This window comes from Kitasatospora azatica KCTC 9699 (genome assembly GCF_000744785.1).
Taxonomy (GTDB): Bacteria; Actinomycetota; Actinomycetes; order Streptomycetales; family Streptomycetaceae; genus Kitasatospora; species Kitasatospora azatica.
Genome location: NZ_JQMO01000003.1, coordinates 2,319,237 through 2,334,202 on the forward strand (window position 1 = coordinate 2,319,237; position 14,966 = coordinate 2,334,202).

14 protein-coding genes are annotated in these 14,966 nt (G+C 70.6%); 7 read left to right on the forward strand and 7 right to left on the reverse strand.

The features are described 5' to 3' along the window. Positions 1-3 precede the first annotated feature (3 nt). From ilvA to BR98_RS21015, 3 genes are read left to right on the forward strand one after another with little or no spacing between them, the layout of a single operon-like run. Complete coding sequence (gene ilvA / locus BR98_RS21005; RefSeq protein ID WP_035846840.1) at positions 4-1,215, forward strand: threonine ammonia-lyase; 1,212 nt, start codon at positions 4-6, stop codon at positions 1,213-1,215. 43 nt (positions 1,216-1,258) lie between these two features. Next, on the forward strand, positions 1,259-2,233 hold the full coding sequence (locus tag BR98_RS21010; RefSeq protein WP_035846848.1) for a daunorubicin resistance protein DrrA family ABC transporter ATP-binding protein: 975 nt from the start codon (positions 1,259-1,261) through the stop codon (positions 2,231-2,233). Next, positions 2,230-3,093 carry an ABC transporter permease gene (locus BR98_RS21015; RefSeq protein WP_035846851.1) on the forward strand — a complete coding sequence of 288 codons (864 nt, stop codon included), beginning with the start codon at positions 2,230-2,232 and terminating at the stop codon, positions 3,091-3,093. Before BR98_RS21010 ends, BR98_RS21015 begins: the two co-directional genes overlap by 4 nt. 61 nt (positions 3,094-3,154) lie before the next feature. Here the strand turns inward: BR98_RS21015 and greA are convergent, their stop codons facing one another. Continuing rightward, the gene (greA, locus tag BR98_RS21020) at positions 3,155-3,652 is read right to left on the reverse strand and encodes a transcription elongation factor GreA (RefSeq protein ID WP_035846853.1); all 498 of its coding nucleotides are present in this window, start codon (positions 3,650-3,652) and stop codon (positions 3,155-3,157) included. Between the two features lie 214 nt (positions 3,653-3,866). Further along, complete coding sequence (locus BR98_RS21025; RefSeq protein WP_035846856.1) at positions 3,867-4,286, reverse strand: DUF4307 domain-containing protein; 420 nt, start codon at positions 4,284-4,286, stop codon at positions 3,867-3,869. 120 nt (positions 4,287-4,406) lie between these two features. Between BR98_RS21025 and mca the strand changes: the two genes are divergently transcribed. Beyond that, entirely contained in the window at positions 4,407-5,303 is an 897-nt protein-coding gene (gene mca, locus BR98_RS21030; protein ID WP_035846859.1) for a mycothiol conjugate amidase Mca, read from the forward strand. A 69-nt stretch (positions 5,304-5,372) separates the two neighbouring features. Next, positions 5,373-5,567 carry a hypothetical protein gene (locus tag BR98_RS21035; RefSeq protein ID WP_051970001.1) on the forward strand — a complete coding sequence of 65 codons (195 nt, stop codon included), beginning with the start codon at positions 5,373-5,375 and terminating at the stop codon, positions 5,565-5,567. An 82-nt stretch (positions 5,568-5,649) separates the two neighbouring features. Here BR98_RS21035 and BR98_RS21040 read toward each other — a convergent pair whose 3' ends face one another. The 4 genes from BR98_RS21040 to BR98_RS21055 are packed head-to-tail and all read right to left on the reverse strand — an operon-like array spanning position 5,650 to position 10,096. After that, positions 5,650-6,990 (reverse strand): GH1 family beta-glucosidase, encoded by a 1,341-nt coding sequence (locus BR98_RS21040; RefSeq protein ID WP_035846861.1) that lies wholly within the window; start codon positions 6,988-6,990, stop codon positions 5,650-5,652. A 35-nt stretch (positions 6,991-7,025) separates the two neighbouring features. Further along, positions 7,026-7,868 carry a carbohydrate ABC transporter permease gene (locus tag BR98_RS21045; protein WP_035846863.1) on the reverse strand — a complete coding sequence of 281 codons (843 nt, stop codon included), beginning with the start codon at positions 7,866-7,868 and terminating at the stop codon, positions 7,026-7,028. Further along, positions 7,861-8,784: a carbohydrate ABC transporter permease gene (locus BR98_RS21050; RefSeq protein WP_051970002.1), complete on the reverse strand. Its 924-nt coding sequence runs from the start codon at positions 8,782-8,784 to the stop codon at positions 7,861-7,863. The genes BR98_RS21045 and BR98_RS21050 overlap by 8 nt, the downstream gene beginning before the upstream one ends. Before the next feature lies 1 nt (position 8,785). Beyond that, the gene (locus BR98_RS21055; protein ID WP_035846865.1) at positions 8,786-10,096 is read right to left on the reverse strand and encodes an ABC transporter substrate-binding protein; all 1,311 of its coding nucleotides are present in this window, start codon (positions 10,094-10,096) and stop codon (positions 8,786-8,788) included. A gap of 178 nt (positions 10,097-10,274) precedes the next feature. Here BR98_RS21055 and BR98_RS21060 point away from each other — a divergent pair, with 178 nt between their 5' ends. Together BR98_RS21060 and BR98_RS21065 are read left to right on the forward strand one after the other, a co-directional pair. Beyond that, complete coding sequence (locus BR98_RS21060; RefSeq protein ID WP_035846867.1) at positions 10,275-11,534, forward strand: ROK family transcriptional regulator; 1,260 nt, start codon at positions 10,275-10,277, stop codon at positions 11,532-11,534. 230 nt (positions 11,535-11,764) lie between these two features. Beyond that, on the forward strand, positions 11,765-14,308 hold the full coding sequence (locus BR98_RS21065; protein ID WP_157538192.1) for a discoidin domain-containing protein: 2,544 nt from the start codon (positions 11,765-11,767) through the stop codon (positions 14,306-14,308). A 95-nt stretch (positions 14,309-14,403) separates the two neighbouring features. Here the strand turns inward: BR98_RS21065 and BR98_RS21070 are convergent, their stop codons facing one another. Further along, positions 14,404-14,895, reverse strand: a complete 492-nt coding sequence (locus BR98_RS21070; protein ID WP_157537862.1) for an Lrp/AsnC family transcriptional regulator — start codon at positions 14,893-14,895, stop codon at positions 14,404-14,406. Positions 14,896-14,966: the final 71 nt, after the last annotated feature.

A 14,966-nucleotide genomic window follows, 5' to 3' on the forward strand; every position in this document is an offset into this window, starting at 1 on the left:
CCCATGGACAGCTGGCCGATCACCGTGGACGACGTCCGCGGTGCTCAGAAGATGCTCGCCGGGGTCGCCCGGGTCACCCCGATGGAGAGCAGCCGGTACCTGGCCGCGCTGATCGGCGCGCCGGTCCATCTCAAGTGCGAGAACCTGCAGCGCACCGGTTCGTTCAAGCTGCGCGGCGCCTATGTGCGGATCGCCGGGCTGACGCCGGTGCAGCGGGCCGGCGGGGTGGTGGCGGCCAGCGCCGGGAACCACGCGCAGGGGGTGGCGCTGGCGGCCTCGCTGCTCGGGGTGCGCTCCACCGTCTTCATGCCGCGTGCCGCCCCGCTCCCCAAGGTGGCGGCCACCCGGGACTACGGCGCCGAGGTGCGGCTGCACGGCGCCACCGTGGACGAGGCGCTGGAGGCGGCGCAGCGGTTCGCGGAGGCCAGCGGGGCGGTCTTCATCCACCCGTTCGACCACGTGGACATCGTCACCGGCCAGGCCACCGTGGGCCTGGAGATCCTGGAGCAGTGCCCGGAGGTGCGCACCATCCTGGTCGGGGTGGGCGGTGGTGGGCTGCTGGCCGGGATCGCCGCCGCGGTCAAGCCGCTGCGGCCGGACGTACGGGTGGTCGGCGTGCAGGCGGCCGGCGCGGCCGCGTACCCGCCCTCGCTGGCGGCCGGGCGCCCGGTCTCGCTGCCCTCGTTCCACACCATGGCCGACGGGATCATGGTCGGCCGGCCCGGGGACATCCCGTTCGAACTGATCAACACGCTGGCCGACGGGGTCCGCACGGTCAGCGAGGAGTCGCTGTCGAGGGCCCTGCTGCTCGGCCTGGAGCGGCTCAAACTGGTGGTGGAGCCGGCCGGCGTCAGCCCGATCGCGGCGCTGCTGGAGCACCCGGACAGCTTCGAGGGGCCGGTGGTCGCGGTGCTCTCCGGCGGCAACATCGACCCGCAGCTGATGCAGCGGGTGCTGCGGCACGGCCTGGCGGCGGCCGGCCGCTACCTGTCGCTGCGGGTGCGGCTGACGGACCGTCCCGGGGCGCTGGCCAACCTGCTGGGCGTGCTCACCGCGGTGGACGCCAATGTGCTGGACGTGGCCCATGTCCGCACCGACCCGGCGCTCGGGCTGCAGGAGGTCGAGGTGGACCTGCACCTGGAGACCAAGGGGCCCGAGCACTGCCTCGCGGTGGTCGGCGAGTTGGGTGATGCGGGGTATGTCGTCTCGCGTTAGGTTCAAACGGACTAACACCTTTGCGAGGAGATGAGACAGTCCCATGGCGCCAGCCATCCAGGCCGAGAACCTGGTGAAGACCTTCGGCGACGTACGAGCCCTGGACGGAGTGAGCCTGGACGTCCCGGAGGGGACGGTGCTGGGACTGCTCGGGCCCAACGGTGCCGGCAAGACCACCACGGTCCGGGTGCTCACCACCCTGCTGCGCCCCGACTCCGGCAGCGCCACGGTGGCCGGGGTGGACGTGCTCAAGCACCCCAACGAGGTGCGCAGCCTGATCGGCCTGTCCGGTCAGTACGCCGCCGTGGACGAGTACCTGACGGGCCGTGAGAACCTGCAGATGGTCGGCGAGCTCTACCAGATGAGCGCGCGCGACGCCAAGGCCAGGGCCCGCGAGCTGCTGGACTGGTTCAACCTCGACGAGGCCGCCGACCGCACCGCCAAGACCTACTCCGGCGGTATGCGGCGCCGGCTCGACCTCGCCGCCGCCCTGGTGGTCCGGCCCCCGGTGATGTTCCTGGACGAGCCCACCACCGGTCTCGACCCGCGCAACCGGCTGGCGCTGTGGGAGGTGATCGAGACCCTCGTCGAGCAGGGCACCACGCTGCTGCTCACCACCCAGTACCTGGAGGAGGCCGACCGCCTCGCCCACGACATCGCGGTGGTCGACCACGGCAAGGTGATCGCCCGCGGCACCGCCGACCAGCTCAAGGCGCAGATCGGCGGCGAGCGGGTGGAGGTGGTGGTGCACGACCGCGAGCTGATCGCCTCCGCCGTCGAGGCGCTGAAGAGCTACGCGGTGGGCGAGCCCAGCGTGGAGAAGAACACCCGCCGGATCACCATCCCGGTCACCGGTGGCGCCAAGGTGCTGGCCGACGTGATCCGCGAGCTGGACTCCCGGGACATCGAGATCGACGACATAGGGCTGCGCCGGCCGACCCTGGACGACGTGTTCCTGTCGCTGACCGGGCACGCCACCCTCGTGGAGAACGGGGAGAACGAGGAGGGCCAGGAATGAGCAGCAGCACCGCCACCGAGCACGCGATCGGCGGCGCGGTACCGCGCCAGCGCCGCGGCATCGCGGCGATGGCGCACGACTCCTGGGTGGTCGCCAAGCGCAACCTGCGCCGGATGACCCGGATCCCGGAGATCGTCGTCTTCGGCCTGATGCAGCCCGTGATGTTCGTGCTGCTCTTCTCGTACGTGATGGGCGGCGCCATCCAGATCCCCGGCGCCGGGTCCAGCTCGAAGATCTACACCCAGTTCCTGATGTCCGGCATCTTCGCGCAGACGGTCACCTTCGCGGTGGCCGGCGCCTCGGCCGGGATCGCGGAGGACATGACCAAGGGGCTGGTGGACCGGTTCCGCTCGCTGCCGATGACCCGCTCGGCAGTGCTGGTCGGGCGGACCCTGGCTGACCTGGTGCAGACCGCCTTCACCCTGCTGGTGCTGGCCCTGGTAGCGGTGGCGGTCGGCTGGCGGATCCACAACGGGGTCCTCAGGATGCTGGCGGCCTTCGCGCTGCTCCTGCTGCTGGGCTACGCGTTCTCCTGGATCGGCGCGCTGATCGGGCTCTCGGTGCGCAGCCCGGAGGCGGCCACCTCGGCGGGCCTGATCTGGCTCTTCCCGCTGACCTTCATCTCCAACGCCTTCGTGCCGATCAGCAGCATGCCGGGCTGGCTGCAGCCGATCGCCTACTGGAACCCGTTCAGCGCGACGGTGCAGGCCTGCCGCAACCTGTTCGGCAACCAGATCGGGCCGGTGGACAGCGCCTGGCCGATGCAGCACGCGGTCGGCGTGTCGATCGCCTCCTCGCTGGTGGTGCTGGCGATCTTCTCCTGGCTGTCGGTGCGCAAGTACCGCTCCGCGGTCGGGTAGGACGATACGACGAAAGGGCCCCGCTCCGGTTCGGAGCGGGGCCCTTCCCATGGGTACTGGCTCAGCCGACGTACGGCTTCGCCTCCACGATCCGCACGGTGGCCTTCTTGCCGTTCGGCAGCTCGTAGGTGGCGTCCTCGTCGACCTTCTTGCCGTTGATCGCCTGGCCGAGCGGGGACTGCGGCGAGTAGACGTCCAGGTCGTCGCCGGCCACCTCGCGCGAGCCGAGCAGGAAGGACATGGTGTCGTCCATGTCGCCGTCGAAGGCCACGGTCACCACCATGCCGGGCGCGACCACGCCGGAGTCCTCGGGGGCCTCGCCGACCTGCGCGCGCTCCAGGAGCTGGGTGAGCTGGCGGATCCGCAGCTCCATCTTGCCCTGCTCCTCGCGGGCGGCGTGGTAGCCGGCGTTCTCCTTGAGGTCGCCCTCTTCGCGCGCCTGCTCGATCTTCTGGGTGATTTCGGAGCGTGCGGGACCGGTCAGGTACTCCAGCTCGTCCCTGAGCTTGTCGTAGCCGGATTGAGTGAGCCAGGTCACGTTCTCGCTGGTCTGGGTCACGGGTGCTCCTCGTCGGTGCTGGGCAATGCCGGGGGTGTACTGCTTGAGGGTTACTACAAAGGAACGCCCGCTTCCGGTGGATTGAGGCCCGGAAGGGGCGAAACCACGAGCCTAACAATCTCTGGCCGCCGACGGGAGTGGCGTTGGCGGCGCGTTAACGGCCCGTTTGGGTAGGACTGCCCGCTGGGCGCGGTAACCATGCCAGCCGGATGGGTTACTTCGTCGGCGTACAGCCCAGTAGCTCGGCCGTGGTGCCGCGGGCGGTGGTCCGGATGGTGACCACCTGGACGAAGCTGGAGCCGGCCTTGGGGACCTGGACGTCCAGCTGGCCGACCACCGAGCCGTCGGCGGCCTGGGAGCGGATGGTGCAGGTGCCGGCGGTGCCGGAGCTCTTGGTCACCGAGAGCTGGGCCTGCACCTCGCTGTCGGAGACGATCTGGAAGGTCGGCACGGTGCCGTTCAGCTTGGTCTCGCGCAGCAGGTAGGAGCCGCCGAGCCAGGCCACCAGGGCCACCAGCAGCACCGCGAGCACTCCGCCGACCAGCTTGAGCCTGCGGTCCGCCTCCTGGTCGCTGCGACCGCCGTAGCGGCCCGTGGGCGGGGCGCTCGGGCGGGTGTCGCTGCTGGCGGTCATGACGGATCAGTCCTCGGGGAATGTGTGAGCCTTCCAGTCCGTCACTATAGGGGGACGAGGCTGAGCCCCTGATGCTGAGCCGGTTTGCTGAGCCCGGACATTCCCGGAAGGAACCAGGCGTTGACTGAGCAGTTGCGGCTGATGGCGGTGCACGCGCACCCGGACGACGAGTCCAGCAAGGGTGCGGCCACCATGGCCATGTACGTCGCCCAGGGCGTTGAGGTGCTGGTGGCCACCTGCACCGGCGGGGAGCGCGGCTCTGTGCTCAACCCGAAGCTCCAGGGTGATCCGTTCATCGAGGAGAACATCCACGAGGTCCGGCGCAAGGAGATGGACAGGGCGCGCGAGATCCTCGGCGTGCAGCAGGCCTGGCTGGGCTTCGTCGACTCGGGGCTCCCGGAGGGGGACCCGCTGCCGCCGCTGCCGGAGGGCTGCTTCGCGCTGCAGGAGGTGGACGCGGCGGCCGAGCCGCTGGTGCGGCTGATCCGCGAGTTCAAGCCGCAGGTGATCACCACCTACGACGAGAACGGCGGCTACCCGCACCCGGACCACATCATGACTCACAAGATCACCATGCGGGCCTTCGACGCGGCGGGTGACCCGGACGCCTACCCCGAGGCGGGCGAGCCCTGGCAGCCGCTGAAGCTCTACTACAACCACGGCTTCCCGATGGGCCGGATCCGCGAGCTGCACCGGTACCTGACCGAGAACGGTCTGGAGTCCCCGTACGGCGAGTGGATCGCGGGCTGGGAGAAGAGCGGGCGCAAGGAGCGGGAGATCACCACCCGGGTGAACTGCGCCGACTGGTTCGAGACCCGGGACGCCGCGCTGATCGCGCACGCCACCCAGATCGACCCGGACGGCCCGTGGTTCCGGGTCCCGCTGGAGGTGCAGCGCGAGGTCTGGCCGACCGAGGACTACGAGCTGGCCCGTTCGCTGGTCGACACCGACCTGCCGGAGGACGACCTGTTCACCGGCCTGCGTGCGGCCAGCCTGGCGGGTGAGGGCGCCAAGTAGCCCGGCGCGCCGCCCGACACACCCCACCCCGGTGACCCGGCCGCAGGACGGCCGGGTCACCATGGAGGAATGAGCACCCCCGTGTACCTGACCCAGGCCGCCGCGAACCTCGCCCTGGACGAGACCAAGGTGACCCCCGGCCTGCTGGGCTTCGTGGTCTTCGCCGCGCTGGGCGTGGCCACCTGGTTCCTGCTGCGCTCGATGAACTCGCGCTTCAAGCGGATCGACTTCGAGGAGCAGCCGGAGGCGCCCAAGGGCGAGTGAGCAAGCGCTTGCTCACTGAGCGCTTGCTCAGCGCTCACCAAGCGCTTGCTCAGCCCTCACGACGCCCTTGCTCAGCGCTTGCTCAGCGCGCCCGGTGGGCGCGGATCACCTCGGCGTAGCGGTGCCCGCTGCGCTTGACGGTGCGCCGCTGGGTGGCGTAGTCGACGTGGACCAGGCCGAAGCGCTTGTCGTAGCCGTAGGCCCACTCGAAGTTGTCCAGCAGCGACCAGGCGAAGTAGCCGGCCAGCGGAGCGCCCTTGGCGACCGCGCGGGCGCAGGCGGCCAGGTGCTGCTCCAGGTAGCCGGCGCGTTCGAGGTCCTCGACCCGGCCGTCGGCGGTGACGGTGTCCGGGTAGGCGGCGCCGTTCTCGGTGACGTAGAGCTCGCGCGCGCCGTACTCCTCGGTCAGCCGCAGCAGCAGCTCCTCGATCCCGGGGGCGTGCACCTCCCAGTCCATCGCGGTGCGCTCGGGGTTCGGGCCGGGCACCTGGCGAAAGCGCGGGACCGGGCCTGACGGGTCGTCGGCGACGATCTGGCGGAAGTAGTAGTTGAGGCCGAGCCAGTCCAGCGGGGCGCCGATCAGCTCCAGGTCGCCGTCGCGGACCGGCAGCTCGACCCCGTAGAGCTCGACCATGTCCTGCGGGTAGCCGCGGCCGTGCACCGGGTCCAGCCACCAGCGGTTGATGTGGCCGTCGGCCCGCCGGGCGGCGGCCAGGTCGGCCGCGCTGCCGGTGGCGGGTTCGATGGTGCTCAGGTTGTTGGTCAGGCCGATCCGGGCGCCGGGGACGGCGGCGCGCAGTGCCTGGGTGGCCAGCCCGTGGGCCAGGTGCAGGTGGTAGGAGGTGCGCACGGCGGCGGTCAGGTCGGTCAGACCGGGCGCCATCTTCCCCTCCAGGTGGCCGATCCAGGAGGAGCAGAGCGGCTCGTTGAGGGTGCCCCAGTGGGTCACCCGGTCGCCGAGCCGTTCGGCCACCGCCGCCGCGTACTCGGCGAACCGCTCGGCGGTGGCGCGCTCGGGCCAGCCGCCGCGGTCCTGCTGGGCCTGCGGCAGGTCCCAGTGGTAGAGGGTGGGGAACGGGGTGATCCCGGCGGCCAGCAGGGCGTCCACCAGGCGGTCGTAGAAGGCCAGTCCGGCCGGGTTGACCCGACCGTCGGCCTGCGGTACCACCCGCGGCCAGGCGATCGAGAACCGGTAGGCGTCCAGGCCCAGCCGGCCGATCAGTCGGATGTCCTCGGGGTAGCGGTGGTAGTGGTCGCAGGCGGTGTCGCCGGTGTCGCCGTTGTCCACCGTGCCCGGGGTGTGCGAGAAGGTGTCCCAGATCGAGGGTGCCCGGCCGTCCTCGTGCACGGCGCCCTCGATCTGGTAGGCGGAAGTAGCCGCACCCCAGCGGAAGTTGGTCGGCAGCGCGTCGAGGTCGTTCACAGAGAGCCTTTCGTACGGCGGAAATTGACGATACGTCACTTGACCGCGCCGGCGGTCAGCCCGGCCACCAGGTATCGCTGCAGCAGCAGGAAGCCGGCCACCACCGGCAGGCTCACCACCAGCGAGGCGGCCATCACCTGGTTCCAGTAGACGTCGGTCTGGGTGGCGTAGCCCTGCAGGCCGACGGCCAGGGTGCGGGTCTGGTCATTGGTCATCACCGAGGCGAACAGCACTTCGCCCCAGGCGGTCATGAAGGCGTAGACGGCGACCGCGACGATGCCGGGGATCGCGGCCGGCACCACGATCTGCGCCAGGGTGCGCAGCGGGCCGCAGCCGTCCACCGCCGCCGCCTCGTCCAGGTCGCGCGGGATCGAGTCGAAGTACCCGACCAGCATCCAGATCGAGAACGGCAGCGAGAAGGTCAGATAGGTGAGGATCAGGCCGCCCCGGCTGCCGTAGAGCGCGAGGCCGGTGAAGTTGCCGATGTTGACGAAGAGCAGGAAGAGCGGCAGCAGGAAGAGGATGCCGGGGAACATCTGGGTGGAGAGCACGGTGACGGTGAACAGCCGCCGGCCACGGAACCGGTAGCGGCTCACCGCGTAACCGGCCAGCACCGCGATCAGCACCGACAGGCCGGTGGCGCTGCCCGCCACGATCAGCGAGTTGGTGAAGTAGCGGGCCAACGGCACGGTGGTCCAGATGTCCAGGTACGGGCGGAGCGTCAGGTGGCTGGGCACCCAGCGCCAGGGCCCCTGGACGTCCTGCAGCGGCTTGAGCGAGGAGCTCAGCATCACGGCCACCGGGGTGAGCGTGAAGACGGTCAGCAGCAGCAGGACCAGTCGGCGCAGCCGGCGGAACCAGGCGGGCGGGTTAATCATCGGCGCCCCTGCGGCGGTTGGTGGCGAACAGGTAGACCGCCGTCACCAGCAGCAGGAAGAGCAGCAGCAGCACGGACATCGCCGAGCCCGAGCCGAAGTTCCAGGTGACGAAGGAGGACTGGTAGATGTGGATGGAGATCAGGTCGGCGGCCTTCGGGGCCGCCTTGCCGAACAGCACGAAGGGGGTGTTGAAGTCGTTGAAGGTCCACAGGAAGAGCACCAGGACCAGCACCTGGTTGACCGGGCGCAGCGAGGGCAGGGTGATCCGGCGGATCTGCTGCCAGACCCCGGCGCCGTCCATCGCGGCGGCCTCGTAGAGCTCGCGCGGGATGTTCTGCAGGCCGGCCGTCAGGGTCAGGAAGGCGAACGGCCAGGAGCGCCAGACCGAGACGGTCAGCAGCGCCGTGAAGCTGTTGTCGCCGATCAGCCAGAACGGCTTCTGCTTCACCAGGTGCAGTTGGTCGTGCAGCACGTGGTTGATCAGCCCGGTGTCCCGCTGGAACATGAACGACCAGGTGATCACCGCCGCGAAGACCGGCAGCGCGTACGGCAGCAGGAAGGCGGCCCGCAGCAGGGCGCGACCGCGGAAGGCGTCCTGCATCATGATCGCCGCGGTGCTGCCGACCAGCCAGGACAGGCCGACCGAGAGCACGGTGAAGGCGCAGGTCACCCAGAAGGAGTTCAACAGGGCCTGGCCGACCGGGGCGTGGAAGTCCACCGCCATCCGGTAGTTGGCCGTCCCCGACCAGGGGGCCGTGGACCAGTCCCGGATGAAGAACTGGGTGAGCTGCTTGAAGCTCATCACGATGCCGACCACCATCGGCACCAGGTGGATCAGCAACTCCGCGGCCAGCGCGGGCAGCAGGAGCAGGTAGGGCAGCGCGGCGCGGCCCCTGGTTCGTCGAAGCTGCGCCACCTCAGCTGGCCGGCATCTGCTGCTGGGCCTTGGTCAGTTCGGCCTTCACCGAGGCCTCGGTGACCGGTTGGCCGGCGGCCGCCGCGGCGAGCAGGTTCTTCACCGCCGTGCCCACCAGGGTCTCGAACTGGCTCTCGCTGGCCACCTGCGGCAGCGGCGCGGCGCTGCCCTGCAGCACACCCGCCAGGGTCTTCAACTCCGGGGTGGCGAAGGCCGGGTCGGCCTGGACGGACTTGACCGGCGGGAGGTTGCCGTAGGTGGAGTTGAGCACCTTCTGCTCGTCGTCGCCGGTCATGAACTTCACGAAGTTCAGCGCGCCGTCGAGGTTCTTGGTGTTCTTGAAGACCGCCAGGTTGATGCCGGCCACCATCGAGCTGGTGGCCTGGGAGCCGGTGGCGCCGACCGGGACCGGGATCGGGGCCACCCCGTAGTCGTCGGGGTTCATGCCGTGCGACTTGAGGTTGGCGCCGGCGGCCTGCCACATCAGCATCGCGGCCTTGCCGGTGGCGAAGTCGGTGACCGACTGGTTGGCGGCGTACTCGGCGTTGCCGGGGGCGGCGATCTTGTCGGCGGCGATGAAGTCCACGTACTGCTTGACCGCGGCGACCGCCTGCGGGCTGTCGAACTGCGGCTTGCCGGCGGCGTCGTAGAAGCCGGTGCCGTGCTGCATGCCGAGGGTGAAGGCGTGGTGCACGTTCTCCGAGACGTTGCCGCCCTCGATCGCCAGGCCGTACTGCGAGCCGGTGGTCAACTTCTTTCCGTCGGCGACCAGTTCGTCCCAGGTGGCGGGCGGATTGGCGATCCCGGCGGCCTGGAAGAGCTTCTTGTCGTAGTACAGCCCGTAGGCCATCGAGTAGAGCGGCACGGCGGCCGGGTCCTTGCCGGCCGCGCCGGCCGAGGCGATGGTGGCGGGCAGGAACCGGTCCTTGCCGCCGATCTTGTCGAAGGTGGCCTGGTCGAAGGGCAGCAGCGCGCCGGTGGCCTGCAGCGAGGCGGACCAGGTGTTGCCGATGTTGAGCACGTCGGGGCCCTGGCCGGAGGCGGTGGCGGCGAGGATCCGGTTGAGCAGGTCGGACCAGGGGATCACCTCGAGGTTGACCTTGATCCCGGTCTGCTGCTCGAACTTTCTCAGCTCGGGTTCCAGTACCTGCTTGTCGTTCTCCAGGCTGGTGCCCTGGTTGGAGGCCCAGTAGGTGAGCGTCTTCGGGCTGGAGTTGGAACCGGCGCTGGTGGAGCCGCCGCCGCAGGCGGTGGCGGTCAAGGTGATCGAGGCGGTCAGGGCGAGGGCGGCGGGGAGCCGGTGGGTGCGCATGGGTGGGCCCCTCTCGGGCTGGGAGTGCGAGGACGAGGGGTGAGGGTCGCTGCGTGACGCACGGGCGCTGTCAACGGGGTGGCGGGGCCCGTAACTTCATGGCGTGATTTAACGTGTGAGAAAACCTGGCGTCAAGACCCTGCGCAAGGCAGGATTGGCCGGAAGGAGGGATTACCCGATGGCAGAACAAGGCAAGCAGACCGTTCGCGACCTGCGGCGGGCCAGCCGGTCCACGCTGCTGCGGCACCTGTACTTCGACGGGCCGCTGAGCCGGCAGGAGTTGGGCCGCAGCAGCGGACTGAGCGCGGGCTCGATCAGCAACGTGGTCGGTGAACTGCTGGCGGACCAACTGGTCGAAGAGTGCGGGTCGGTGGAGTCCGACGGCGGTCGGCCGCGGATCCTGCTGCGGGTCAGACCCGAGGCCGCGTACCTGGTCGGGGTGGACGTGGGGGAGACCCAGGTGCGGGTCGCGCTCTTCGACCTGGCGCTGACCGAGCTGGCCGCCAGCGACCACCCGCTCTCCGACTGCGGCCACGACGTGGGCCACGTGGTCGAGTTGATCCTCACCGGGCTGGCCGAGGTGCTGGCCGCCACCGGCGTGCCGCAGTCCGCGGTGCTCGGGGTCGGGGTCGGCGTGCCCGGCGTGGTGGAGCAGGTCGCGCCCGAAGCGGAGTGGGCCGGCGGGGAGGCCGGCGGCGCGGGAGCGGTGGTGCACGGGCCGACCGTCGGCTGGCGGGCGGTGCCGCTGGGCCGGCTGCTGCGGGCCGGCACCGACCTGCCGCTGTACGTGGACAACGGTGCCAAGACACTCGGCCAGGCGGAGATGTGGTTCGGTGCGGGCCGGGGTGCCCGGCACGCGGTGATCGCGCTCTTCGGCTCCGGCGTCGGAGCCTGCGTGATCGCCGACGGCGCGCGCTTTCGCGGTGCCACCAGCAGTGCGGGCGAGTGGGGGCACACCAAGGTGCATGTGGGCGGGCGGCGTTGCCGGTGCGGTGCGCGCGGCTGCCTGGAGGCCTACGTCGGGGCCGAGGCGCTGGTCGAGCGGTGGGGGCGGCAGGCGCCCGATGGCGAGAAGGCGGGGCTGGGCGAGCTGCTGACGGCGGCTCGGGCAGGCGAGCCGGAAGCCGTCGAGCTGCTGGCGGAGAGCGCCGAGTACCTGGGGGCGGCGATCGCCGACCTGATCAACCTGTTCAACCCCGAGCGGGTGGTGATCGGCGGCTGGGCCGGTCTGTTGCTCGGTCCGTACCTGCTGCCCGCGATCCAGGACGCGGCCACCCGCAACGCGCTCAGCTTCCCGCGCGAACAGACCGCCATCGGGCTCAGCAGCCTGGGGCCCGATGCGGTGACGACCGGGGCCGCGACCCTGCCGCTGACCCACTTCCTGGCCTCGGGCGGGGCCGTGCCGGACCGCATCAAGGCGGCTTGGGCGGCCAGTTGAGAAGTGGCGCAGTGTTGCGCGGGGGCTTGACGGGGGCTTTTCTCACGCGTTAAATCACGGCACGAAGTTATGGGGCGATGCTTCCCACCCTCGCCGCACGCCCATCGCCCCGCACCCTCACCCACCCCCACCTCCCATCGCAGGAGAAGCCCGTGAGGCTCACTTCAGCACGCCCTGGGGCCAGAGCAGCCGTCGGACGACGCGGCTCCGCCCTCCTCCTGAGCTTGGCCATGCTCTCCGGGGCCGCGCTCGCGCTGCCCACCATCTCGACGGCTGCCGTGGCCACCCCCACGGTCGCCGCCGCCAGTGCGGACACCCTGCTCTCGCAGGGCAAGGCGGCGACGGCCTCCTCCACCGAGAATGCCGGCACCCCCGCCTCGGCGGCCGTGGACGGTGACCCGACCACCCGCTGGTCCAGCGCCTTCAGCGACCCGCAGTGGCTGCAGATCGACCTCGGCGCCACCGCCACCGTGGCCAAGGTGGTGCTCAACTGGGAGGCCGCGTACGGCAAGGCGTACCAGCTCCAGACCTCGAACGACGGCAGCAACTGGGCCACCGTCTACTCGACCAGCACGGGTGCCGGCGGCACCGAGACCCTCAACGTCTCCGGCAGCGGCCGCTACGTCCGGCTGAACGGGACCGCGCGCGGCACCGCCTACGGCTACTCGCTCTACGAGTTCCAGGTCTACGGCACCCCGGGCGGCGCCTCCTGCGGCACCACCGACGCCGCCCAGGGCAGGGCGGCGACCGCCTCCTCCACCGAGAACGCCGGCACCCCCGCCTCGGCGGCCGTGGACGGTGACCCCACCACCCGCTGGTCCAGTGCCTTCAGCGACCCGCAGTGGCTGCAGGTCGACCTCGGCAGCACCCAGCAGATCTGCCAGGTGGTGCTCAACTGGGAGGCCGCGTACGGCAAGGCGTACCAGCTCCAGACCTCGAACGACGGCAGCAACTGGACCACCGTCTACTCGACCAGCACGGGTGCCGGCGGCACCGAGACCCTCAACGTCTCCGGCAGCGGCCGCTACCTGCGGCTGAACGGCACCGCGCGCGGCACCGCCTACGGCTACTCGCTCTACGAGTTGGCCGTGCACACCACCGGCTCCTCGGTCCCGCCGGTCCAGGGCGGCGGCGACCTCGGCCCGAACGTGCTGGTCTACGACCCGTCGATGAGCAGCACCAGCATCCAGGCCAGCCTGGACGGCGTGTTCAAGCAGCAGGAGAGCGCCCAGTTCGGCGACGGCCGGTACGCGCTGCTCTTCAAGCCCGGCAGCTACAGCGGGCTCAACGCCAACATCGGCTTCTACACCTCGATCGCGGGCCTCGGCCGCAACCCGGACGACACCCTGATCAACGGTGATGTCACCGTCGACGCCGGTTGGTTCAACGGCAACGCGACGCAGAACTTCTGGCGCTCGGCGGAGAACCTCGCGCTCAAGCCGGTCAGCGGAACCGACCGCTGGGCCGTCGCGCAGGCCGCGCCGTTCCGCCGGATGCACGTCGAGGGCGGCCTCAACCTGGCGCCCAGCGGCTACGGTTGGGCCTCCGGCGGGTACCTCGCCGACAGCAGGGTGGACGGCAGCGTCGGCAACTACTCGCAGCAGCAGTGGTACACCCGGGACAGCTCGATCGGCGGCTTCTCCAACGGCGTCTGGAACCAGGTCTTCTCCGGCGTCCAGGGCGCGCCCGCCCAGGGCTTCCCCAACCCGCCCTACACCACGCTGCCCACCACCCCGGTCTCCCGCGAGAAGCCCTACCTCTACCTGGACGCGGCCGGCAACTACCAGGTCTTCGTGCCCTCGCTGCGCACCAACGCGGCGGGCGTCTCCTGGGCGAACGGCGCCACCCCGGGCAGTTCGCTGCCGCTGAGCCAGTTCTACGTGGTCAAGCCCGGTGCCACCGCCGCGACCATCAACCAAGCGCTTGCTCAGGGCCTCAACCTGCTCTTCACCCCCGGCATCTACCACGTCGACCAGGCGATCGACGTCACCCGCCCCGACACCGTGGTGCTCGGCCTCGGCCTGGCCACCCTGGTCCCGGACAACGGGGTGACGGCCCTTCAGGTCGGCGACGTCAGCGGGGTCAAGCTGGCCGGCCTGCTGATCGACGCCGGCGCGGTGAAGTCCCCGGTGCTGCTGCGGATCGGCCCGCGCGGCGCCACCGCCGACCACAGCGCCGACCCGACCAGCATGCAGGACGTCTTCGTCCGGATCGGCGGCGCGGGCCCCGGCCTGGCCGGCACGGCGGTCGAGGTGAACAGCAACAACACCATCGTCGACCACACCTGGATCTGGCGGGCCGACCACGGCACCGGCGTCGGCTGGACGGTCAACCCGGCCGACTACGGCCTGGTGGTGCGCGGCAACGACGTGCTGGGCACCGGCCTGTTCGTCGAGCACTTCGAGAAGTACGACGTCGAGTGGAGCGGCGAGCGCGGAAAGACGATCTTCTTCCAGAACGAGATCGCCTACGACGCGCCCAACCAGGCCGCGATCCAGAACGGATCCACCCTGGGCTACGCCGCCTACAAGGTGGACGACACCGTCACCACCCACGAGGCCTGGGGAGTCGGCAGCTACTGCTACTTCAACGTCGACCCGACCATCCGGGTGGACCACGGCTTCGAGGTGCCGACCACCCCGGGCGTCAAGCTGCACGACGCCCTGGTGGTCTCGCTCGGTGGCGACGGGCAGTTCAACCACGTGGTGAACAACACCGGGGACCCGACCTCGGGCACCGGCACCACGCCGTCGACGGTGGTCTCCTACCCCTGACCCGCCCCGTGCGCTGATCGGCCCGGCCTGCTGCGGCGGGCCGGGCCGATCAACGGCGGCGGCATCGCTTTCCGGCAGCAGCGCCGGCGCGACCTCTACTGGTCCGGGAGCAGGTGCCGGCGCCCCGCGATCTGTTCGAAGATCAGGTTGGTCCGGGTCTGGGCCACCGCCGGGTGGGTGGTGAGGTGGTCGACCACGAAGTCGCGCAGCGCGTCGGGGTGGGCCAGCGCGACATGCAGCAGGTAGTCGTCGGAGCCGGCCATGTGGAACACCGCCACCACGCCGGGCAGGTCGGGGGCACTGGCCCGGAAGCTCTCGTTCTGCTCCCGGGTGTGCGCCCGGAGTCGTACCGAGATCATGGCCTGCAGCGGTAGTCCGATCGCGGCGGGGGCGATCTCGGCCCGGAACGCGCGGATCACCCCCTGCTCGCGCAGCGCGCGCACCCGGGCCAGGCAGGTCGAGGGGGCGATGCCCACCGCCTCCGCGAGCGCGTTGTTCGGGGTGCGGGCGTTGTCGGCGAGGATCCGCAGGATCGCCCGGTCCACGTCGTCGAGGGGCGCCCGCCGGGCGTGAGGAATATTCGGCACGAGGCTCAGGGTCGCTGCCCGGACCGATGATATGCAAGATGTGGCGGGCCGATTCCGAATCTTCTGCGGAT